This window comes from Saprospira grandis DSM 2844, assembly GCF_000275825.1.
Lineage (GTDB): Bacteria > Bacteroidota > Bacteroidia > Chitinophagales > Saprospiraceae > Saprospira > Saprospira grandis_A.
In genome coordinates, this window is the sequence record NZ_JH719942.1 from 3,732,067 (window position 1) to 3,756,329 (window position 24,263).

The window sequence follows — 24,263 nt, forward strand, 5'->3', positions numbered from 1 at the left end:
GCGCAAAAGCTTAAGCATTCATCAAGCTTTCGATTTCTTCCACCTCAATCGGAATTTGCCCCATGAGGTTGTCTACACCATTTGCCGTGATGAGCAAATCATCCTCAATGCGTACGCCCAAGCCCTCTTCAGGGATATAAATACCAGGCTCGCAAGTAAAGACCATCCCCTCCTTAAATTCGACATAGCGGTTGGCCAAATCATGCACATCCAACCCAATATGATGCGAGGTGCCATGCATGAAATATTTCTTATAGGCAGGCATAGCGGGGTTTTGCTGGGCCACTTCCTCCTTGCTAAGCAAACCCAAACCAATGAGCTCTAGCTCCATAATATGCCCCACTTCTTGGTGGTAATCGGTCAAGTTGTTGCCCGGACGAAGCAATTGCTGGGCCTCATTTTTTACCCGAAAAACCGCCTCGTAAACCGCCTTTTGGCGCTCCGTAAAACGACCATTTACCGGAATCGTACGCGATAAATCTGCCGCATAATTGCCATATTCGGCCCCAAAATCCATCAACATCAAATCGCCATCCTGCAAAATGGCATTGTTGTCATTATAATGCAAAATACAAGCCGCTGGCCCAGAAGCAATAATTGGCGAGTAAGCATGCCCAGAAGCCCCAGACCGAATAAATTCATGCATGATTTCCGCCTCTACTTCATACTCTTTTAGGCCCGGACGAGTCGTTTGCAATACTCTGCGAAAGGCCCGATTCGTAATTTCACAAGCCGCCCGCATCAATTTAACCTCTTCCTCCGTTTTCTGCATACGCAGTTCCTTCAAAATAGGCTGAGCACGCATAAACTCATGCCCCACATACTGATGCTTCAATTCCAAGGCCTTGCGCTGGTTGCGGTTAGGCACCTCAGAAGCCGCCCGATCATTCTCATTGCCATTAACATAAATCGTATCGGCCAACAAAATCATCTCATTGAGCAGGGCCGGCATACTCTCTGTCCAAGCCACCGTAGATACCCCAGCCGTCTGGGCCACATCCTCTTTGGTGTACTTATAACCCTCCCAAATTTTAATATATTCACTGGTCTTTTTCGTAAAAATTACCTCCTCAAAGGCCTTCCCTTTAGGGCAATTGGGGTAAAGTACCAAGACAACCTCCTCCTGGTCCAAACCAGAAAGATAAAAAAGGTCGCTATCTTGCCGAAAAGGAAAAAAACAATCCCCATTTCGAGGCAATAGATCTGCCGCATGAAAAATGGCTATACTGTTGGGCTTCATTTTTTGCATAAATCGCTGTCGATTCAATTGAAAAAGCGCAGCAGGAATATCTTGGTATCGTTTCATCATGATGTGTTTTAAAAATCCAATTCCGAAAGCTAATTTTTTTCTCTTAAAGGACCAAATCAAGCCGCCTTTTAGGTTTTTTTTAGATTTTTTTGGGGCTGCCCCAGCCTGCGGCTGGGTCGGGCTGTGTCAGGGCTCGCAGGTCTGCTCGGCCCTGCAGGCTTTTTCGCTTCGCTTCAAAAGCCTTTGGTCTGCGGCTTCGCCGCCCCCTTATCCATCCCTCAGCCTGCGGGCCTGACGGCCCTCTAGGACCAAATTATATTAAAAAAAGCTTAACAAATTCCTCTCCCGCCTTTAGGTTTCCTTAAAAACTATTGGTCTTCTTCTTGCCTTTTCCTAAAAAAAGGCTTTCTTTTAAGTGCTCCATGTACCTATCTTCCCCTTTTTAGTACCTACACCTTTAGGAAGTCACTTCCATTAAAAAATGCTAATCAGGATTTTATGAATCAAATTATTGGTCTTTGTTTTGGCCTGCTATTTTTGGCCCTTCCCAGCTTTGCACAACAGTATTTATTATCCGATAAAGAGCTAGAGCAAACACAAATTTATCGCAATCTAGATGAGGCCCTGGCCAATCCCGAGTTTGTCTATATCTTAGATCTTCGCTCTCAGGGAATTACCAAATTGCCAAAAGAAATTAGTAAACTCTATAAACTCCAACGCTTATATCTGCAAAATAATAACCTATATAAGTTGCCCGCCTCGGTGGCCAAACTCGAAAATTTGCAGCTCTTGCAGTTAGAGAAAAACCAACTGACCGATATTCCCAAAATTGTAGGCAAACTCGCCAACCTAGAAGAGTTGCGCCTGCGCTATAATAGCATCAAAGATATTTCTAAGTATTTGGGCAAATTGACTAAACTTAGAGTGTTGGACCTTAGAGATAATCAAATTAAGCGCTTGCCCGAAACCCTGGGCCAACTAGAAAAATTAGAAGAGCTGCAGCTGGGCTATAATAGCATCCAACGCCTGCCCAAAAGTATGGGCGAACTACAGTCACTCTATTTTCTAGATTTGTCTGGCAATCCGCTTTACCAAATCCCAATGGACCTCTACCGAAATGAAAAGATTACGCATCTGAATTTGGGCTATTGCCAAGCTTTACACCCCGTTTTTGTGGCCGAATGGGCCTGCTATCTGCCCGCTCTAGAAGAATTACACTGGGAGGGCTGCAATTTTGAAAAACTCTCAGAAAAAGAACGCTTCGAGGTGCCTAAACTCAAACGCTTGTATCTCAGCCAGTCTAGAGGAGCCAAATTGCCTTCTTTCTTTTTGCGCCTGGGCCAATTAGAAGAACTAGAGCTAGATGAGGGCCAATTTAAAACCCTCGATTTTTCTCAGGCCAAACTCCCCAGCCTTCAAAGGCTCTCTCTCAAAAAGGGCCTGCTCGAAGAGCTGCCCCAAAATATTGAAGTGCTGAAAAGCTTGAAAAATCTTAATCTAGAGGAAAATGCCATTCTGGCCTTTTCTGCAGATTTTGCCCAATTAAGCGCCCTGCAAACGCTCTCTCTGCAAAAGAATAAAATTGAAAGGATTCCCAATAATCTCGACCAATTGGTCAATTTGCGCCTACTCGAGTTACAGGGCAACCCCATTAAAGAGTTGCCGAGCTGCCTAGGCAATATGCCGCAGCTCTCTGGCCTCTACCTCAATAATACCGAAATTCCCCTAGAGGATATTCAAGCCCTAAAAGAGCTCTTGCCTTATACGGTTATTCAGTATTAGAAAAAAAGCGCCCGTTCTTTAATGAACGGGCGCTTTTGCGTTCTGCAAGGCGGCAAAGCCGCCGCAAAGGCGCGCAGCGCCTCGGCTGAGGGATGGATAAGGGTGGCCGAAGGCCAGACCGAGCAAAAATGCGCAGCATTTTTTGCGAAGGGCCGAGCAGACCTGCGAGCCCTGACACAGCCCGACCCGCCCGCAGGGCGGGGCAGCCCCAAAAAAAGATCCTAATATTCAGGCGTATCTAGACTTTTGGGATCGGGCAAGAGTTGCCATTCCTGGGTACTAATGGCTCGGCCAACGCCAATTTCAGTTTCTGTGCGCAAATCTAGCTCAAAAACGGGATAGGCCCGCAGATAGGCCGGATGCCCCTCGGGAATTTCGGGCAGTGGCAAGGGCATAAATTCTTGTTCATTAAATAGGCGGATGCGGTCTAGCCAAAGGCGATTATTGGGCCCTAAATTGGGCCCCGACCAAGTCTGAAGCTCCGGGTAGTAGTCGATCTTTGTAACGATATATTCTCGGCCAGCCCAGTTCTTAGGGTTGAGCTGATTTTTTTTGTATGCTTCTTCTTCATTATAGCCCCGCAAACAGTAGTTATCCTTGGCCAAATGCAGGCGCAACTCGATATGGATGCACTTGCGTTTTGGACCAATGTTTTGCTCAATAAAACGATCTAGACTATCCGATAAAAAGCCCTCTAAAAAAGGGAGCGCCCGCCGATATTCTGAAGGCACCAACTGCGAAAAACGTTGTAGCAAGGCATCTCGAACCCCATTGAGCAAGGGCGGATCAAATTGTTCTAAAGAGAAGGCCGCTGGCCGCTGCATCAAATTGGCTGGGGCGCTGCTATAGCCCAGTTCTCTCAAAATTCTAAAGCTGCAGTAGGCCGCATAACGGGCCTCATAGCGACTAGCCGCCTCGGAGGCAAAGCCCGCAAAACCCGAAAGGCCCAAACCGGGCAGCTGAAGCAGGCCGTAGGGCTCTGTTTCTGAGCGGTAAAAGTCAAAGGGGGCAATGCCGACAATTTTGGCCTTTTGTTCTTTGGCCAGCAAGCCCAGCCCTAAATCTAGGGCCAAAAAGCTCAGCGCAAGGTCCCAAGCGGCCTGTTCTTCGGCCTTGATTTCTTGCTCCTCTACATAGGCATAAAGGCTGTCCCAAAGGGCCTGCGCATCCTCCCAAGGCAATTTATCGGCAAAAAAGGCTTGCTCCTCACTTAGGATTCGGCTGAGCTCTTGGCTCAGCTGCAAATAGGCCGGTGGCAGGTAGAGCCCCTGCCGCAATTGGGCCAATTCTTCTTCGATAAACTGCCGCAGGGCCTGCCGTTCTTGAGGCGGAAGCTGTTTGCCCGAATACTGCAGTTTTTGATACTGTCGGAGCTTTTTGCGCTCCTCAAAACGATCCACCACCGCCTTGATTTTGCGCCATTCTCCCTGCTGAGATTCATGCAAAAGGGCCGAGACCAACTTCGGCAATTTATCGCCAATTCGAGCCAAAGGCGAACGGGCTCCCCATTTTGCTCGACCAGTCAACCAAGAACGCTGAAGCCCCAGCAGCTGAGCAGAGCCCTCTTGAAAATCCTCCTTAATTTCGCCTACAATAGGATCGACAAAAAGCATCAAGCGGTCGTAATCTGGCCCGCCCTTATGCAGCTGGTCCAAATAACTGCCCAAGCGCATGGCCTCCCGAATGGGCTCATTATTAAACATTCCGCCATCTACATAGGTAAAAATATGGCTGTCTTCTGCCGCCAAGGCTTCTGGCCAACGGTCCTGCAATTCATGCCGATACCGACGAAGGCGAACGGGCTCAAAAGCTAGGGGAAAAGCCGCGGAGGCAATACAGCTAGCCGAGAGCTCTTGCCAATAGGCCATATTGAGCAAACTGCCCATTTCTTTTTGTTGTCCCTTATTGTCATAACAATAGGCTGGCCCCAAATGAAATTGCCGCCATGGAATAGGGTAGTGCTGGAAAAACTCCTCTCTAACCTCCCCAAAGTTGAGGTCAAAACAACGCAGTTCCGCATGAGATTTATAGACTTCGGCATCATTGAGGGCCGAGCCAAAGGGCGATCCTTTTGGGCTGCCTTGCAAGTTGAGGGCCTGCAAATTACTTAGGGTACAGGCAAAAAGGACCCTTGGGGCCAAGAGCCGCCGCTGGCTGACTACAGGCTGCTGCTGCGGAAAACCAAAGTAGCGATGCCCCATCTCATCAATATAACTACGGTCCAATAAACCCGCCTGCGCCTTTACTTTTTCTTTGTTTTGAGCCAGCAGTTCGTCTAAATTGACCTCCTTGGCCCAGATGTGCTCTTGTAGCTTCTGAACGCCCTGAATAGCCAGTAAATCCTCAAATTTTTCAGGCTGTTCGCCCATCATTTTATAGGCGGCTTCCCCAAATTGACCCAGCAGTTCTTGCTGCAATTCTTGCCGAAAATGAGAGTAGGAGTTATAGCCCAAAAGCTGATATTGATCTCTAGGACTGGCCAGCCCCCTAAGCATAATGCCCAAACTAATAGCCCCAGCACTAGAGCCCGTGAGTACATCAATTTCAATACGTGCATAAGGCCGCTTTTGCCCAGCTGTATCCTCATATTCCGCATAAACTAATAGCTGCTTAATCGATTCGCAGAGCGCAGCCGAAGAAAAACTGCCCAGAGAGACGCCACCTCCCATAATAAAACCTAGGCGCAGAGTTTTAGACATCATCAAGATTGTTTTAAGGGGATCATTTGTTTGCTATTCAATGTAGGCATTTCAGGCAGAAAAAAGGAATTTTATTTTTTTCTAAACTATGCTAGTTGCTTTTTTGGGGCTGCCCCGCCCTGTGGTCGGGTCGGGCTGTGCGGGGGCTCGCTGCTCGCTCGGCCGTTATTCCCTTCGGTCATCGAACTGCGGCTTTCAGCCTTGTTGTCAGCGCTTGCAGCGCCTCGGTCTGGCCTTCGGCCACCCCCTACCATCCCTCAGCCAGATTTAATCGCGCTGCTTTGGTCGTAGTTTGCTATGAATTTTTGGCTAGGCCAGCTATTTTTTAAGGGCATAGCCTTCGCTATGGCCGAGAAAAATAGGGCCGACTAGCGGGAAATTGCTGCAAACTATAAAAGTGAGTGCGTTTAAATTTGGCTATTGCCTGCGGGCCTTCGGCCCTGTAGAACGCAAATGAAAAGCGGGCTGGCTTCAATACTGAAGCCAGCCCGCTAATTACTTAAAGCGCTCTATAATAATAGCATTCACTCAAAACTTCTCGCTCAAAGTTGGTCCCCTTATACTGTTTAAGCGCCTTGAGGTAGTCTTTGTGTTTGCTTTTCTTGACATTATCTTCCCAGTCCCAATAATGCCCCAAAATATGCGGACGACTAAGCTCTATCTGCGCTCCCAAATAATTCAATTGGGCCGCAAGTTCGTCATTGATGTCTGCCGCCTTTAATCCAATTTCTACATACTTAATGGCTAGGTCGGGATTATAATAACGCTGCCGTTCCCAATTTGCTCCCGCAAAGCTTTTGGCCAACTTCTCCTCTTTGCCGAAGTCGTACCAGGCCGAATGTCCCCCATTGTCACTGCTGTAATAAATGGCCGGACGATGCCAGCCCGCTGGACCAATATTGTAAAGGGCTTGGGCCAAGATATAGGCATACTCTCCCTGCTGAGGAATATTGCTCTCGGCTTTTTCCTTCAGCTTTTTGAGCGTCTTTGCAAAGCTGAGCAAATTGTAGTCCTGCGCCAAAAAAGCATGATCCTCATACATCCGATAGATATTCTGCTGCTCAATATCAAAGTAGTAGGCGGCAGGATTTACCTTGCTGCTAAAAATAGATTTGTCTAAGTAGCTAGAGTTAAAGCTAGGGCTGTTGGCCTGAAAGGCTTTACTGCAACTACTCAGGGCCGAAATGGCCTTGTCCAACTCAAAGCGCTGCAAATGATAAACGCCACGCATTTCCTTAATCTGGTCTACATGATTTTCTCCAATGCGCTTTTCTAGCAAGTAGTTGTCAAAGTAGTTGGACCAGCGGGCCTTGTTCACAAACTGCTCAAAGCTGCTGAGCAAAGGCTCACTGAGCTGGTCCTTGGCCGCTCGCAAAGGGTTTTGCACCAAAAAGGCCCGAGCATAATCGCCTTGTTTGTAAAATTTTCCAGCAAAGACCTCTTGGGTAAATTGCTTCAACTGATATTGGTCCTTAAAGAAGGGGGTGCGCTCTAGTTCTTTCCAGAGCTGCGCAGCAGCCCCCATGTCTAAGGTTTTCAAACTAGCCAATTGGGCCACAAAATGAATGCGAGCGGCTTCGGCTTGCATTTGGTCGCTATAGTTTTCTTTGCCGCTCATGTGCATGGCTTCATCAAAGTTGCCCCCAAAGAGCTGTATATAGGCCATGGCCAATTGCCAAAGCTGTGGACGGGCTAAGTTGGGTTGGGCCAATTGCTGCTCTAACTGCTTTTCTAGGCTAGCCAGCTCTTGGCGGTGCTGGGCCTGCATTTCAGGGTAGTTCTTATACTCATTGTAGCCATATTTAAAGGCTGTGCCCTCCAGGTGCTCAAATAGACGGGCCAAAAGCAGCTCGGCTAAGGGGCTGTTGGGGTTGATCTTGAGTACCCGCTCTAGCTCTTTATGGATATTGCCTCCATGAACCAAAGCCCGCATGCTATAAAAGGCCGCTTTTTCTTCTTCAGTTTCGCAAAGGGCCAAGCCCTCTTCCCAATTGGCCGCAAGCTTTTGCGCAAAGCTGTTGAGACTAGAGGCCCTGCGGTCGGCACAATGCGTAAAAACAGCCGCAAAGCCATGGCTGGCCTTGGCCCCCTCTTCGCCCCCGGCCTTATACTCTAGGGCGCGGTAGTAAATATAGTTTTTGGGCCCTTGGGCAAAATAACGATCAAAGTATTCGGCGCAGCTTTTTGGCCCTAAGGTATAAAAGGCCAAACGAACAAGCTGAAAGCCATAGCGCTGTCGAATAAAGTCTAAACGAGCATCATCTGCCGCCTCTTCGCCAGTAGTTAATAGGCGAGTTTGCTTTTTGCGCTCTTTCTCATTAAGGTCCCAGCTATAGGTTTTTTGTCCTGTATGCAGGGCGGCCTCTTTTGCAAAACAAAGGTAGTCGGCCATCTCTTTTTTGAGCTGTCGGTCCTTTTGCCAAGCTTGCAAAACAGAGTTGCCCGGAGCGGCTAGCTCCAAACTCTTGCGGTCTCGGCCATACTTATAAATGCGCTCTACTGGGGTTTGATAGATCAGCTGCTCTAAATCGGTAATTGTAACTTCTTGGCCAATTTGCTGCTGCCAATCGCTTAGGTTATGATTGAAGTTTTCATTGCGGCCCTGCCAAAGCCTGGGCTCATAGTCTAGTAAATAACGAACGCCCAAATCGGTAGAGACTCGGGGCTCAAAGAAGCTAAAATGATAGTCTCCATCATCAAAATAACAGAGCTGGGGCCGTTGATAGAGGCAAAATAAACACAATAGGGTTAGAAAATAACGCATGGGATAGTTTTATGTATATAATGAGTAGTAATTGCCTTGGCGGCGGGCTTGGCCCAGCGCTGCGGAGTGGGTGGCCGAAGGCCAGACCAAAGGCAGGCGAAGCCTGCCTGCAGGGCCGAACAGGCCTGTGAGCCCCGCAGCATAGCGGCGGCCAAGCTAGGCAAAGCCTAGCTGGCCGCGGGCCCCAAAATATTATTCAAAACAACGAAGATATAAGGGTTCTGACTCGATCTCATTGCTCCAATTACCCGCTCGGTCTCGGATCATAATGGTGTAGCTTAGAGAGTCGTAGACATTGGGGATGCTGCTGCAAAGAACCGGAAAGCCGGGGACCATACAGCAAACTGTGCTGATATCCACCTCTACCTCTCCAGAAATGCCATTGGCTGCCCCTTGCTGTGGAACATAGGGCATAACGTAGTAGATGCTGTCTTGGGTCCGATTATCAATGATAATCATGTTGTAAGTGGTGTCATTGCCCGATTTTCCAATGTCGCCATCGCCATCGGTAAAGTTGACGATGAGTTTCATCTGCCCAGTAAATTGCTGTAGGGTGTCTACTGTAAAACGGTTCCAGCTAATCTGAGGTTCTTCTGGAAAAATGGGGGCGGGCTCACAGGCCCAAAATAGACTGAGCAAAAGCCCAAGGCTAAAGAGGCCAAAATTAAATTTATTCATAATGCTAGTTTATTGGCAAAGCAAACGAATGGGGGGACAAAGCAGGCGATTACTCGCTTGGCCCGCCTGATCGATCAATTGCAGTTCATAAGAAAAGTCTTCATTAAAGACGCTAGGATGTGGCCCGCAGTTGGGGACCGTATCTTGGTAGATACAACAAGCCGAGTAGACAATCAGTTGCAGCTCGCCCTCCTGCGTTTGGGGCGAGTTGGGGTCTAGCGGAAACTGATAGCTGGCCAGCCGTTGGCCCGTTCTGGGGTCGTAGATAAAAATATTATCGCCTGTTTCATAGCCCAAATCTCCTTCCAAATCTTGGTAGGCAAAACGAACTAGCATAGAATCTTGACCATTTTGAACTAAACTCTCTTTAGAAAAGCCTAGAAATTCTATTTTTGGCACCGAAGGCAGGTTGTCGTTCTTTTGGCAGGCCGTAAAGAGGGTCAGTAAGGCGATAAGCAATAGAAATCCTTTCATAAAAAATAGGAAATAGTTATGAGTTCAGCCGATGCTTGGCGAGAGGAGTTATGGACCGCAATTGGGCAGATGCAGGCCTCTGATTTGCCAGAAATAGCCCTGGCGGTTTTTCGCTATCAATATACACATAATTTGATCTATCAACAATGGGTAGATCTTTTGGGCCGAAAGCCCGAAAACGTAAATCAGCTAGAAGATATCCCCTTTTTGCCCATCTCTTTGTTTAAAACGCAGCAAATTGTGGCGGGGGATTGGGCCGAAGAAGAAGTATTTAGTAGCAGCGGGACCACAGGGCAGCAGCGCAGCCAGCATTTTGTTCGAGAGCTAAGCCGTTACGAACAGCAGTCGGTCCGCTGCTTTGAAGAACAATATGGCCCCCTCTCGGATTACCGCATTTTGGCCCTTTTGCCCTCTTACCTAGAGCGGCAGGGCTCTTCCCTGATCTATATGATCGAACATTTTCTCAAGCAGGCCAAGAGGGGCAGCGGCTTTTACCTCTATAATATAGAGGAGCTGCGCAGCCAAATGCAAGCGGCCAAGGCTGCTGGCGAAAAGGTTTTGCTCTGGGGCGTGAGCTTTGCCTTGCTCGATTTTGCCGAGGCTGGGGGCTTTCCTTTAGGCCCTCAGGATATTGTGCTAGAAACTGGGGGCATGAAGGGCCGCCGCAAGGAAATTTTGCGAGAGGAGCTGCACCATATTTTGGGCCAAGCCTTTAGCGTCGAGAAGATTCACTCGGAATATGGCATGACCGAACTTTTATCGCAGGCCTATTCTCTGGGGCAGGGCATTTTTAGTCCCCCCGCCCAAATGGGCATTTATATCCGTGAGCATAGCGACCCCCTACATATATATAGGGAGCCGCAGCGCAATGGGGCCATCAATATTGTGGACCTAGCCAATTTGGATAGCTGTGCCTTCATTGCTACCGACGACCTAGGCCGAAAATATGCCGATGGGCGCTTTGAGGTCTTGGGCCGCCTCGATCAGTCGGACCTTAGAGGCTGTAATCTGTTGGTAGAATTGTAGGAGGATGTTTTGGGGCCTCCGCTGCGGCTTCGCCTTGCGGCGCTACGTTCCGCAGCTCGCTGTTCGCTCGGCCCTGCGTCGCCTTCGGCTCCTGGGTCTGGCGCTGTGCGCCACTGCTGCACATCGCTAGGCCGTTTGGCCTTCGGCCATAGCTGCGGCTTAAAAGCCGCAGCCAGATTAGGATCCCAGCTCGCTCTTTATCGCCCCTTGGCCTGCAGCTTAAAAGCCGCAGGTCCTGAAGAACCAAAGCCCTGCCTTCTATCTTGGAAGCAGGGTCTTTTAAGCTCCTGCGGCGAGCAAGATGATGGCCCCAAAAGCGAACAAGGGCTTTCTCCGTCAGTTCGATCAGTCAATAACCCTGGGCTTCAGCCCAGGGCGGGTAAGGATAGCAATTATTTTTACCCCTGATTTTTTTGTGTGGAGTTGTTCTGCGGCCATGGGCTGAAGCCCATGGTTGCGGGTCTATGCAAACTGGCGGGCTAAAGCCCTTGTTTGCTATAAATGATATGGGCCGATGGTTTTAACCATCGGCTCATTTTTATTGTGCTTAGTATGGCCGCTTTTGTTGCTGTAGGTTTCAACCTACAGGTATATATATCGATCCTACAGGCCCCCTTATACCTTACAACATGTTCCATTTGGGCTAAGCTATTCGGGATTTGTGAAACGGCATTTGTAAAGCAGGGTATGCTATTCGGGATTTGTGAAACGGCATTTGTAAAGCGAGGTATGCTATTCGGGATTTGTGAAACGGCATTTGTAAAGCAGGGTATGCTATTCGGGATTTGTGAAACGGCATTTGTAAAGCAGGGGAAGCTATTCGGGATTTGTGAAACGGCATTTGTAAAGCAGGGGAAGCTATTTGCAATTTGTGAAACGGCGAGTGTAAAGTAGGGGATGCTATTCGCAATTTGTGAAACGGCATTTGTAAAGCGGGGGATGCTATTCGCAATTTGTGAAACGGCATTTGTAAAGCAGGGGATGCTATTCGCAATTTGTGAAACGGCATTTGTAAAGTAGGGGATGCTATTCGCAATTTGTGAAACGGCATTTGTAAAGCAGGATATGCTATTTGCAATTTGTGAAACGGCATTTGTAAAGCAGGGGATGCTATTTGCAATTTGTGAAGTGGCATTTGTAAAGTAGGGGATGCTATTCGCAATTTGTGAAACGGCATTTGTAAAGTAGGCTATGCTATTCGGGATTTGGCCAATAGTCGCCTAGGGACAAGCCCCTAGGCTAATCCAATGGAGTCAGCCCTAAAGGGCCTCAAAGGTTGATATATGGGGCCTTGCTAAGTAGTTGTTGCAGAGAAGGTCCTTATCCAAAGGCCCTCTTTAGAGGGCTGTCTAAAAAAGCTAGCCTAGGGGCTTGTCCCTAGGCGCAGGAATAAAATTTTAAACAGCGCCCAATAGTTGCTATTGGGGCATTATTTAGATATATTTAGGATATAATATTTTTGTACCCCATAATTATACTCCTATGTATCAAAACCCAAACTGGATAGCGCTTAGAAATTTCTTTTATACGGATACAAGAGGGTCCTTCAAAAAAATGTATCAGTTGTCTACAGATCATTTGAGCAAGCTTCGAATCAAAGCGGCTACAGATCCTGCTATTCAAGATATCTTGATCTTCTTTGAGCCTTTCTATCTTACTTTTTTGGAGCAGTACGAGCGTTCTATTGATGGGCGTACGGCTTATCATGCAAAAACAGCTGAATTTATGGCCTTGCTAGGAGAAGTGACGGGGCCTATGCTTCGTCGTTGGGCTGCTGAGATTCAGATGACCTATGATAGCAAGAGTCGTCAGTACAAAAGTTTTTTTCCGCAAGGGCGCACTATTTTTAGCAGAGCTAAGCTTGACGATCGGATTCAGTTGGTTAAAACCTTGGGGCGTAGCTTAGTCCGTGATTCTCAATTGGTCCATCTTGGCAGGACCGTACTGCTTTATGGCCAGCAACTAGAAGATCTCCGGGATGAGCAGCAGGGGCTAGAATACAGCTATAGCAACAACTCTACTTTACTAGAGCAGCATCGGGAAGAGCTGTCTTTGGGGCTTTTTGCAAGTTTTGCTCGTTTAGAGTTTCATTACTATCGAGACATTAAGCAAGTGGCTGACTTTTATGAGCTCAAGTATTTTCGTACTGCTTCTGTGGTAAAATCATCGGTTGAGTAAATGCAGTCTAAGAGTTGTGGGTTCTGAAAACCTAAGCCCCTGTTTTCTATTCTGGAAGCGGGGGCTTTTCAGCTATATTCATTCTACAGGCCCGAAGGGCCGCAGGCCTAGCGATGCGGCGGGGTGGCCGTAGGCCAGACCCAGGCGGCGCAGCCGCCGCAGGGCCGAGCGAACAGCGAGCCCCAAAGCGTAGCGCCGCTGAGCGAAGCGAGGCGGAGGCCCCAAAAAAAGAACAGTAAGTTCTTATTGCAGAGGGGGTTAATTAGTTTTAAAGAGAGCTTGGTGGATATAATTTTGTTCTTTGGGGGAGAGGTTTTGGAGGCAGGGCCAATCTTTTTTGGCTAATTGTATAGCTTGGTAGGGCAGGAGTTGGTGTTGGCTGAGGCTATCTTTGAGGGCGAGGAGGAGGGGATCTTGTTGGCGCCATTTATAGAGTTGTTTAGGGCCATATTGGGAGACTATAAAAGCGAGGGTATGGGGCCAGAGCGAGTCATTTAATTCGCTTTTTTGCCAAAGATGTTTAAATTGAAGGAGGCGTCGGTCTGCTTGATGATTGGGACCATTTTTTTCGGCTTCAAAAAGCTGAAGGAGGGCTTCATTCGTATTAGTCGTATTGGGGGCTTGGCAGGCCGAGAGCAGAGTGAAAAAGAAAAGGAAAAAAAGGGGAAGAGGCGGCAAACTCATAAGAAGATACGTTGAATAAGTATAAATGAAACAAGCGAAAGAGATTGGGCGGATTCTACAAATTTATTGTAAATTTGTCGGCAAAGTGGTAAGAAAAGAAGCCATTTCAAAAAAGCAACCTAAGTAATATATGAGTAACAGACCTTTACAACAGTTAATAATTCTTGCGGTCTTTTGTCTGTCTGCTGTAAGCATACCGCTTACGGTTTGGGGGCAAACGGTACAGCGATGTGTAACAGGAAATACGGTAACAGCTTCTGGAACGGCTAGTTCTGGGGCGGTTATTTTTAGTTCGCCGGGAGATTTTGCGCCGGGTCAGCAGATAGCTGATGTGGAAGTGGAGTTGACCTGGTCTGTAGTGCCCAATGCCTGCGGAAGTGGGGTAGGGGGTACAGTTGATTTGTCGGATATAGGTTTTGAGTTAGTTTCTCCTACGGGGACCGTGGTACGTTTGGTACAGACGGCGGCGCAGGGGGGAGCTACTTATAGTGGAGCTACGGCGGTAAATAGCTTAGTGACTACCTTTGCCTTTGGCGGGGCGGTACAGGGGGCTAGTCCTGCTGCGGGAACCTATGCAGCGGCTCAGTCTTTATCGGCTTATTGGGGGGAGAATCCTGCGGGGAGTTGGACCTTGAACGTCATTCATGATGGTGGGGGGAGTTCTCCGGTTTGTGTAGAGAACCTTTGTATTCAGCTTTCGGCTTGTACGCCGGGTAGTTTGGCTGCTCTTTGTCAGGCTACGGCTTCGGTTGCTTTGGATGCTAGTGGAAACCACAGCTATGAATTTATAGATGTAGATAATGGATCGGATACGACTTGTTATTTGCAGTCGGCGGTATTTTCTCCGGCTACGGCTAGTTGTACTGATGTAGGGGCTGGGCTGGTAACGGTACAGATGACTTTAACGGATCGATTGGGTAATAGTGATTTTTGTTTTACGGATGTAACGGTACAGGATGTAACGGCACCGGAGATTGATGCCTGTACGGCTTACCCTTCCGTGTGGGACACTATTTATTTGGACAATACGGGAGTGGGGGCCTATGATGCGGCTGCGGCCATTGTGGCTACGGATGCTTGTGGAGTGAGCAATGAATTGGTTTCTCAGCAGGTGAACTTTCCTTTTACCTTTGGGCCGGTTCGCAACTTTGATTGTTCGAACAAAGGGACCAACAACATTTTCTTTCAGGCGGCAGATCCTTCTGGAAACGTACAGACCTTTGGGCCGATTAATGGTTGCCGGGCCAGAGTTGTTGTTTTTGATACGATTGCGCCTACGGCTCTTTGTCAAGATACTACTGTATACTTAGACAATACGGGTAATGCAACCATTGATGGTAGTTTTATTGATGATGGCAGTAATGATATTTGCACCCCTTCTAATCTGTTGCAATATCAGGTGAATGGGGCAACAACCGTAACCTATAATGCGAGTAATATTGTAGCTTCGCCTAATAATGTGACCTTAACGGTTGTAGAGGCGCAATCTGCTGCGCAGGGGGGGAGTAATACTGCTACTTGCTCGGCTTTGGTGACTGTTTTGGATACTACAGTACCTACGGCTATTTGTAGAAACCTTACTATAGATTTGGATCCTGCGGGTAATGCGACCTTATTGGCCGATAGCGTAGGAATTTTGAGTACGGATAACAGTGGTTCTCCTTTGAGCTTTAGTTATTCTGGGGGGGCGACGACAGTAAGTTATGATTGTAGTAATTTGGGGATAAATACGGTAACTATTATTGTGGCGGACCCTTCTGGCAACCTAGACTCTTGTACGGCTACGATTACGGTAAGAGATACTACGGCTCCTACAGTGATTTGTCAGCCGGCTACCATTTACTTAGATAACAACGGACAGGCTAGTTTGGCTGCGACAGATGTAGACAATGGCAGTTCGGATGTTTGTGATCCTTCGCCTACTCTTTTGATTGATGGGCAGGCGACTTTAAATTATGGTTGTGGGCAATTGGGTGCTGGGAATACAGTAACTTTAACGGTAGAAGATGCTTCGGCTAATATTGACTCTTGTCAATCTGTGGTGACTGTTTTGGATACGGTAGCTCCTGTAGCCAACTGTCAGAACATCACGGTATATCTAGATGCTTCGGGGCAGGTCCTTGTCAATGCGGCAGATGTAAACAATACGGGAACGCCTTCATCGGATAACTGCGGTATTGTCAATGAATATATAAACAACCAGGCCAGCCTTAGTTTTGATTGTTCGGCGGTAGGGGCGGTACAAACAGTATCTTATTTGGTAGAGGATGCCTCGGGGAACTTAGATTCTTGTCAGGCAGACATTACCGTTTTGGATACGCTAGCGCCTGCGGCAATTTGTCAGAACATTAGTGTAAGTTTGGACCCAGTAAGTGGCCAAGTTGTAGTGAATGCAGCAGATATAGACAATGGAAGCAGTGACAACTGTCCTGCCTTTGTTTTGCGTATTAATGGGCAGACTGCGGTAACTTATGACTGTAGTCAATTGGGGAACAATACAGCCACTTTAGTGATAGAGGATGCATCGGGCAACCTAGACTCTTGTCAGGCCATTGTAGAAGTATTGGACCAAACGGCTCCGGATATGCAATGTCAGGCGAGCATTAGTTTACCTTTGGATGCTAGTGGTCAGGCCACGGTAGTGCCAGCAGACATTGATAATGGTAGCACTGACAACTGTACGGTATTAAACTTAACCGTCAATGGTCAGCCTTCTTTGAGCTTTGATTGTACACAATTGAACAACAATACGGTTTGGTTGATTGGAACAGACGGTTCTTCTAATGTAGACTCTTGTTCTACGATTGTGAATGTACAGGATACGACTTCTCCTGTTGCGCAATGTTTGAACATTGATGCCTATCTGGATGCTGTGGGTTTGGCTACAGTTGTACCTGCTGATGTAGATGACAACAGTACGGACAACTGTGCAATCATTAACTATACAGTAAATAATGGCGGGCAGGTGAACTTTAGCTGTACGGATATTGGTGCGCAGACCGTCACTTTAGAGGTAACGGATGCCAATGCCAATGCGAATAGCTGTGCGGCTACGGTGACCGTAAGAGATACTTTTGCTCCTGATGCGCTTTGTCGGACTCGTCCATTGAACGTTAGTCTCAATCCATCTGGTCAGGTTGCTGTATTGGCGACCAGCATAGATAGTGCAAGTACCGACAACTGTGGAACCACCAACTTACAGCTCAATGGAGCAGGGCAAGTTAATTTTGATTGTGATGATTTAGGATCAAATACGGTTAATCTAGTGGTATCGGATAATGCTGGCAATGCAGACTCTTGTACGGCAACGGTAGTCGTTAATGATAATCAGTTTCCCCTAGCGCTTTGTCAGGCCGACACCGCTATTTTGGATCAGAATGGGGAGGCCACCTTATACCCTATAGACATTATTGACCCTGCTAGTGGAGACAACTGTGCAATTGTAGATAGTACGATTAACAATGCGGCTAGTCAGTTGTATGACTGTAGCAGCCTGACTATTTTGACGGGAACGCCAGTTTTGGCTACTTTAGAAATTACGGATGCTGCGGGTAATCCTTCTAGCTGTCAGTCTCAGATTACGGTATTGGATACTATTGCGCCCAATGCGATATGTAGAAACATTACGGTGGTCTTGAACTCTACGGGGCAGGCGGTAGTGAGTGGGACTGATATTGATGGTGGTTCTACCGACAACTGTGCGATTACGACTTACTTTATTGATGGGGCCAACTCAGTAACTTATGGTTGTGCTGATATTGGGACCAACAGTGCTCAATTGATTGTAGAAGATGCCTCTGGAAATAGAGATACTTGTACGGCTACAGTAACGGTAACAGACAATCAGTTGCCTAGGGCGCTTTGTCAGAACATCACGGTATATTTGGATATCAATGGTCAGGCTGTAGTGAATGCCGTAGATATTGATGGGGGATCTTCTGACAACTGTAGTCCGATTACGCTACTTATCAATAACCAGCCAAGCTTTACTTATACATGTGCTCAGGCGGGTTTGACGGTTAATGCTCAATTATCGGTAGAAGATCCTTCAGGCAATGTAAGCTTTTGTACGGCCCAGGTGACGGTAAGAGATACTATAGCACCTCAGGCCAACTGTAACAGTCCGATTGATATTTTCTTGAACAGTAGTGGGACGGCTACGGTAACGGCGGCCCAGGTGAATGGTGGATCTACCGATAACTGTGGAGTAACGGCGGTGAGTTTATCGGGAAGCAACACGCAGACTTTTGACTGTAGTCAGATTGGGGTAAATACAGTGACCTTGATTGTTCGGGATGCGGCGGCTAATGTAGACAGCTGTGTAGCGACAATTAACGTTTCGGACCAATTGGCTCCTACTGCAGATTGTAGAAACATTTTGGCTTATTTGGATAACAATGGCCAGGTGGTGGTGAGCACTTCTGATGTAGACAATGGTAGTGATGACAACTGTGGTACGCCAGCTTTGAGCTTCTTGAATGGTTTGGATACTGTTATTTATAGTTGTGCCAACTTGGGTAGTCCTAATCTCTTGTCTTTGGTGGCCACGGATTCTACTGGAAATGCGGATACTTGTCAGTCTTTGGTGACGGTATTGGATACTCTAGCGCCTGTTGCTCGATGCCAGAACATTAGTGTTCAGCTAGATGCGGTAACTGGACAAGTTACTGTTCAGGCCATTGATGTGGATGCAGGATCTACGGACAATTGTGGAACATTGAGTTATTTAATCAATGGACAGAATAGCTTGAGCTATGACTGTAGTAGTTTGGGCCAAGATACGGTAACCCTTAGTGTAACAGATGGACAGGGCTTGATCAGCAGCTGTCAGGCTATTATTACGGTAGAGGATCTTACTCCTCCAACAATGCAGTGTCAAAATATCAATGCTTATTTGGATGCTAGTGGTAGTGTAACCATTTTGCCTTCAGATATTGATAATGGAACAAGCGACAACTGTGGACTGCTCAGTTTGACCATTAACCGTCAAGCTTCGGTTAGTGTGAGCTGTGCAGTAGCTGGCCCCAATGTATTTACGCTTTATGCTACAGATGTAAATGGCAATGAAGATTCTTGTCAGGCTATAGTAACCATTATTGATACGATTGCCCCAACTGCTATTTGCCAAAACATAGATGTTTATCTGGACATCAATGGTGATGCTCGGGTATTGCCTTCAGATATTGATAATGGATCTAATGACAACTGTACGATTGTTAACTATCTCATTAACGGCAGTTCCTTTGTGGACTACACTTGTTTAGAGATTGGTAGCAATACAGTGAGTTTAGTGGTAGAAGATGCTGCTGGTCTACAGGATAGTTGTCAGGCTACGGTAACTGTACATGATACTCTTCCGCCTACAATGGTGTGTCGTACGCCGCTCTTCCGCAACTTGGATAACAACGGACAGTTGGTTATTCAGTACTTTACATTAGATAATGGTTCTAATGATGCCTGTGGTATTCAGAACTATGCGCTTTCTCAGGATACTTTTGACTGTAGTCATATTGGGGCCAATACGGTTATGCTTTATGCTACAGACTTTAATGGAAATACAGATTCTTGTAGCAGTACCTTGAATATTCAGGATGCTACGGCTCCTATGGCTTCTTGTCAGAACGTACAGCTATTGTTGGATAGCAGTGGTACGGTGGTGCTTTATCCTCAGCAATTGGATGATGGTTCTACCGATAACTGTGCAGTAGCCTATTTTGAGGTGAACAACCAAGATAGTTTGATTTTAGACTGTACGAATATAGGGAGTCAGTTTCTTACTTTGACCGTTTATGACTCTTCTAATATTCAGGCAAGTTGTTTCTCCAATGTTACCGTTTTTGACTCAATGCCTCCGGTAGCTGTTTGTCAGTCTATTACCGTGCAGCTAGATGCAGCGGGTAATGTTACTGTAGGCGCTACCGATTTGGATGGCGGTTCTACAGATAACTGCGCTATCAACTCTATTCTTTTTGATGATGGTACGGCTAGCCGCAGCTTTGATTGTAGTCAGTTGGGGGCCAATACGGCTAATATTGTCGTGACGGATGCCAATGGTAATCGCGATACTTGTTCTGCCATTATTACGGTAGAGGATGTCACTGATCCTATTGCAAGCTGTCAGGCGGCTACAGTATATGTAGATGCCAATGGTTTGGCCCAGATTGATCCAGCTGTTATTGATAATAACAGTAGTGATGCCTGTGGTATTGATAGTATGGTAGTGTCTCCTGCTCAACTTAACTGTAGTAATATTGCTGCTCCAGTATCAGTTACATTGACTGTTTTTGATCCTAGTGGCAACAGCAATAGCTGTACGACCAACCTAGTGGTTCAGGATACTTTGCCGCCCACTATGATTTGCCAAAATGCTACTGTTTATGTAGACCAAAACGGCTTTGTCAATGTGCCCGCCTCTGTAATTGATGGGGGATCTATTGACGCCTGTGGCCCTGTTAGCTTGGCCATCAATGGCGCAAGTAACCAAATTTATACTTGTGATAGTTTGGGCCTACGCACGGCCATCCTAACCGCTACCGATATTTATGGTAATAGCGATACTTGCCAGGCGCAATTGACGGTTTTGGATACGGTGGCTCCCGACGCTATTTGTCGTGCTCCATTTGAGGCCTTCCTAGATGGAAACACTGGCTTGGCTACAGTCCAAGCTCCTCAGGCAGATAGCGCAAGTAGCGATAACTGTAGCTTAGATCCCTCTAGCTATTTGCTAAACGGTCAAACGGCGCTAACTTTTGATTGTACCGATGCCGGGACAAACCAAAACGTAGTCCTTACCGTAACTGATAGCTCTGGAACCTCTAGCACTTGTTCTACCGAAATTATTGTTCGAGATACAACGGCTCCTGTGGCCAACTGTAGAGCAACACTTTCAGTTAACTTAGACGCCATTAACGGTTTGGCTACGGTAAATGCGAGCACACTCAATAACAACAGTACAGATGTCTGTGCACCACCACTTAGCTACCTCATCAATGGGCAGCCTTCTTATCAGTATAGCTGTTCTGAAATTGGAAACAACACGGCTACCTTGACGGTCACTGATCCTACGGGTAACTTTAGTACTTGTACCACCCAAGTAACCGTAAATGATGTGACTAGCCCCAATGCACAATGTAACTTCAATGTGCAAGTACAGCTAGATACAAGCGGACAGCTAGTGGTTCAAGGAATTGACCTAGATAATGGCTCCTCCGACAACTGTGGAGTAACTACTTACCTCATCAACGGACAAGCTTCGCAAACTTTTGATTGCTCTAATATTGGAAATACCTTGGTGACCCTAACGGTACAGGATTCTAGTGGTAACCCCAGTAGCTGTTCTTCTGTGGTGAATGTTCAAGATACCATTGCTCCCGTAGCAGTTTGTCCTACTACTCCCGTAGATGTCTACCTAGATTCTTCTGGAATTGTACAGGTGGCCGCCGCAACAATTGATAGCGCTAGCTATGATAACTGTGGCATCCAAACCTATTTGATTAACAACACTAGCGCACAAAGCTATACTTGCCAAAATATTGGCCTAAATGGCGCTACCCTAATTGTTAGAGACCCCTCTAACCAACAGGCAAGCTGTGCTGTAGACGTTAATGTACTCGATACTATTGCTCCTCTGGCAATTTGCCAAGACGTAACGGTCACGCTAAATGCAACAACAGGCCAAGGCACTGTAGATGCTACTAGCCTCGATAATGGTTCTACCGATAACTGCGGAATCAATAGCTATCAAATCAATGGACAGGCACAAGCTAGCTTTGATTGTAGTAATGCAGGCGTAAATGTAGTGACGCTTACGGTAACAGATAATCAAGGGACCACTAGCCAATGTCTATCTAATGTGACGGTGGTGGATAATAGCCAACCCACCATTAGCTGTACAAACGGCAATGTTTATCTGGACCTCAACGGAGATGTTTCTGTTTTGCCTACCGATTTTGCTACTGGAAACGATGCTTGTGGTATCCTTTCTTGGACCATTGATAGCTTGCCACAACGACTATATGATTGTTCCGCTATTGGCCAAACTTTCCAAGATACTATTCGAGCTAGCGACCCTTCTGGAAATACCGCCAGCTGCTTGACCCAAATTACGGTGCTCGATACTATCGCTCCTCAAGCCAATTGCAGAAATATTACGGTCCAATTGGATAGCTTCGGTAATGTGAATATTGCTGCAGTACAGATGGACAATAACAGCAATGATAATTGCTCGATTACTACTTACTTGATCAATAACCAACCCTCTATTAGCTTCAACTGCGCCGATACTGGCCAAAATATAGCTACCCTGACGGTGGTAGACCCCGCCGGAAACCGCGACTCTTGCCAAGCTACTATTACCGTAGAAGACAATATCGCTCCTGTAGTTATCTGCCAAAATATTACGGTCCAATTAAATGCAAACGGTACGGTAACAGTTCCCGCTACTAGCGTGGATAACGGCTCTTCCGATGCTTGCGGCCCCTTGAGCTATACGATTAACGGCCAAACGGCTATTACTTACAACTGTACCAATATTGGAAGCAATCAGGTGCAGCTAGAAGTCATTGATGCAAACGGCAATGCCTCAACTTGTCAGGCTACTATTACGGTAGAAGATAATCTGGCCCCCGCTGTTAGCTGCCAAGCCTTTACGCTTTATCTAGATAATGGCGGAAACGGAACGGTTCGCCCTGTCGATGTAGTCGATATGAGCAATAGCAGCGATAACTGTAGCATTTTTGCTTATACAGTAAATGGTTCTACAACTGGTGTGAACTATAGCTGCGCAGATATCGGACAAGATACCGTCATGGTGATCGCTACCGACTTTAGCAATAATGCAGATACTTGTTATGCTGCTGTGACTATTGTCGATACGACTGCTCCTGTAGTAAACTGTAACAACATTCTAGTGAACCTCACGGCCTCGGGGGTAGATACGCTAAGCGCTCAGCAACTAGGCGTAAATACCAATGATGCCTGTGGTATTGATACCGTACTCATTAGCCCGCAAGTGATTACTTGTGCCGATATTGGCGTGGTGCCTGTTACCGTAACAGCCATTGATGTGAATGGGGTATCTAGTACTTGTATCTCTGATGTGACGGTGGTCCTCGATGGCCCACAACCCACAAGCAATGACCCACTTTGTGAGGGCCAAACGCTAACGCTTTTTGCCAACCCACCAGCTACTGGCTTTAACTACAATTACCAATGGACCGGCCCCAACGGCTTTAGCTCTACCCTAGCCAACCCGACTAGAAGTAATATGCAAGCCGCCGATGAAGGCTTCTATATCGTAACGATTAGCCCGCAAGGTGCTCCTGGTTGCTCTTCTACCGATAGTGTGTTTGTAGATATGAATGTAGTACCGCCTCCCGTTGTTGCCGTAAATGCTCCGCTTTGTGCCACCGGCCAAGCTGTATTTACCCTAGATAACCCCGGCGATTATAGCGGGACGAACTTTGACTATCAATGGTTCTTTAACGGAACTTCTATTGGTCCAAATAACGATACCCTGATCATCAATAATATCGATACCGCCAATTCTGGCGATTATACGATGATTATTACTGTAGATGGTTGCCGCGATACTTCTGCCGCCCCCTTGGCCGTAGTCGTTAATCCGCTTCCGCTAGCCTTTACGCCTTTGGCAAGCACGCCTTGCCAAGATAGTACCCTAGATCTAGATGCTAATCCAGATCCCGCTTCTACTTATACTTACCAATGGACCGGCCCCAACGGCTTTAGCTCTACTTTAGGTACGCCCAGTATTAGCCCCGCTGGCCTAACCGCCGCAGGTAGCTATACCGTTACGGTTACCGACCAAAATAGCTGTACCGCTACTGGCTCAGTTACCGCTAGCATTATTCCTACTCCACAAACGCCTAGCTTGTCTTTCAATGAGCCGCTTTGTTTGGATGATGTCCTAGAATTGACCGATAGCACCATCTATAACCCCTCTGCGGTTTATAATTGGTTCTTGGCCGATAGCAGTACGCAACAAAACTTTATGGGCCAGTTGGTGGTGGTCGATGCTCTTGAAGGATTCTATAGCTTGTCGGTAACGGAAAATGGTTGCCCCTCTCGCCTAGATAGTATTGAGGTGCTCTATGAACCCGCCCCCGATGCCCTAGATGATGCCTTTACACTCAATTTCCGCGACTCCATCACGGGAATGGATGTGACAATCAATGATGCCGTTCGACCAAATGCTAGCGTTCAATTGGTCAATCCACCACTACACGGAATTACTCAGCTCAACAGCAATAATACCTTTGATTATGTGCCCGATCGCCTCTATTTTGGTATCGACTCTTTCACTTATGAGGTTTGTGACGCTACTTGTCCCACCATCTGTGATACGGCCCTAGTGGTCCTCGATATCCAATATGAAGAGCGCTGCCTCATGCCGAATGGTCTTTCTCCAAACGGCGATGGAATCAATGACGAGATCTTTATTGTCTGCGATGAAGAGTATCCCAATATGCAAATCCGCATTTACTCTCGCTGGGGCAATATGGTCTATGAAGGCGAACCTACCGGCTTTAATGGCCAGTTCAAGGGCTCCGACCTACCCGATGGTACCTATTTCTATATCCTAGATTATGGAGACGGCACTGACCCCTCTACCGGATATATTATTATTCATCGATAGGCCTGCTGCCAATAGAAAAAAGACCACTACGCTTTAGTAGTGGTCTTTTTTTATGCCCAAAAACAGACAAATGAT

General features: G+C 47.0%; 10 protein-coding genes. 4 read left to right on the forward strand and 6 right to left on the reverse strand.

The window, feature by feature from the left end; genetic code table 11:
* Positions 1-10: 10 nt before the first annotated feature.
* Positions 11-1,309, reverse strand: a complete 1,299-nt coding sequence (locus tag SAPGRDRAFT_RS16690; protein WP_002660463.1) for an aminopeptidase P N-terminal domain-containing protein — start codon at positions 1,307-1,309, stop codon at positions 11-13.
* A 438-nt stretch (positions 1,310-1,747) separates the two neighbouring features.
* Between SAPGRDRAFT_RS16690 and SAPGRDRAFT_RS16700 the strand changes: the two genes are divergently transcribed.
* A complete protein-coding gene (locus SAPGRDRAFT_RS16700; protein ID WP_002660465.1) occupies positions 1,748-3,031 on the forward strand; it encodes a leucine-rich repeat domain-containing protein in 1,284 nt (427 codons plus the stop codon).
* 221 nt (positions 3,032-3,252) lie between these two features.
* On the opposite strand, the gene SAPGRDRAFT_RS16710 is transcribed toward SAPGRDRAFT_RS16700, so the two are convergent.
* The 4 genes from SAPGRDRAFT_RS16710 to SAPGRDRAFT_RS16730 all read right to left on the reverse strand — a co-directional run bounded on the left by SAPGRDRAFT_RS16710 (position 3,253) and on the right by SAPGRDRAFT_RS16730 (position 9,646).
* Positions 3,253-5,733, reverse strand: coding sequence for a patatin-like phospholipase family protein (locus SAPGRDRAFT_RS16710; RefSeq protein ID WP_253271356.1), 2,481 nt, complete (start codon positions 5,731-5,733; stop codon positions 3,253-3,255).
* A gap of 496 nt (positions 5,734-6,229) precedes the next feature.
* On the reverse strand, positions 6,230-8,494 hold the full coding sequence (locus SAPGRDRAFT_RS16720) for a hypothetical protein (protein ID WP_002660468.1): 2,265 nt from the start codon (positions 8,492-8,494) through the stop codon (positions 6,230-6,232).
* Between the two features lie 192 nt (positions 8,495-8,686).
* Positions 8,687-9,172: a hypothetical protein gene (locus SAPGRDRAFT_RS16725; RefSeq protein ID WP_002660470.1), complete on the reverse strand. Its 486-nt coding sequence runs from the start codon at positions 9,170-9,172 to the stop codon at positions 8,687-8,689.
* Positions 9,173-9,181: 9 nt separating this feature from the next.
* On the reverse strand, positions 9,182-9,646 hold the full coding sequence (locus SAPGRDRAFT_RS16730) for a hypothetical protein (protein WP_002660472.1): 465 nt from the start codon (positions 9,644-9,646) through the stop codon (positions 9,182-9,184).
* 18 nt (positions 9,647-9,664) lie between these two features.
* Here SAPGRDRAFT_RS16730 and SAPGRDRAFT_RS16735 point away from each other — a divergent pair, with 18 nt between their 5' ends.
* Both SAPGRDRAFT_RS16735 and SAPGRDRAFT_RS16745 read left to right on the forward strand, forming a co-directional pair.
* Positions 9,665-10,672 (forward strand): hypothetical protein, encoded by a 1,008-nt coding sequence (locus SAPGRDRAFT_RS16735; protein ID WP_002660475.1) that lies wholly within the window; start codon positions 9,665-9,667, stop codon positions 10,670-10,672.
* Between the two features lie 1,482 nt (positions 10,673-12,154).
* Entirely contained in the window at positions 12,155-12,850 is a 696-nt protein-coding gene (locus SAPGRDRAFT_RS16745) for a hypothetical protein (protein WP_002660477.1), read from the forward strand.
* Between the two features lie 258 nt (positions 12,851-13,108).
* Here the strand turns inward: SAPGRDRAFT_RS16745 and SAPGRDRAFT_RS16750 are convergent, their stop codons facing one another.
* Positions 13,109-13,534: a hypothetical protein gene (locus SAPGRDRAFT_RS16750; protein WP_002660479.1), complete on the reverse strand. Its 426-nt coding sequence runs from the start codon at positions 13,532-13,534 to the stop codon at positions 13,109-13,111.
* A 130-nt stretch (positions 13,535-13,664) separates the two neighbouring features.
* On the opposite strand from SAPGRDRAFT_RS16750, the gene SAPGRDRAFT_RS16755 reads away from it, so the two are divergent.
* The gene (locus SAPGRDRAFT_RS16755) at positions 13,665-24,188 is read left to right on the forward strand and encodes a gliding motility-associated C-terminal domain-containing protein (RefSeq protein ID WP_002660481.1); all 10,524 of its coding nucleotides are present in this window, start codon (positions 13,665-13,667) and stop codon (positions 24,186-24,188) included.
* The last annotated feature ends 75 nt before the right edge of the window (positions 24,189-24,263 follow it).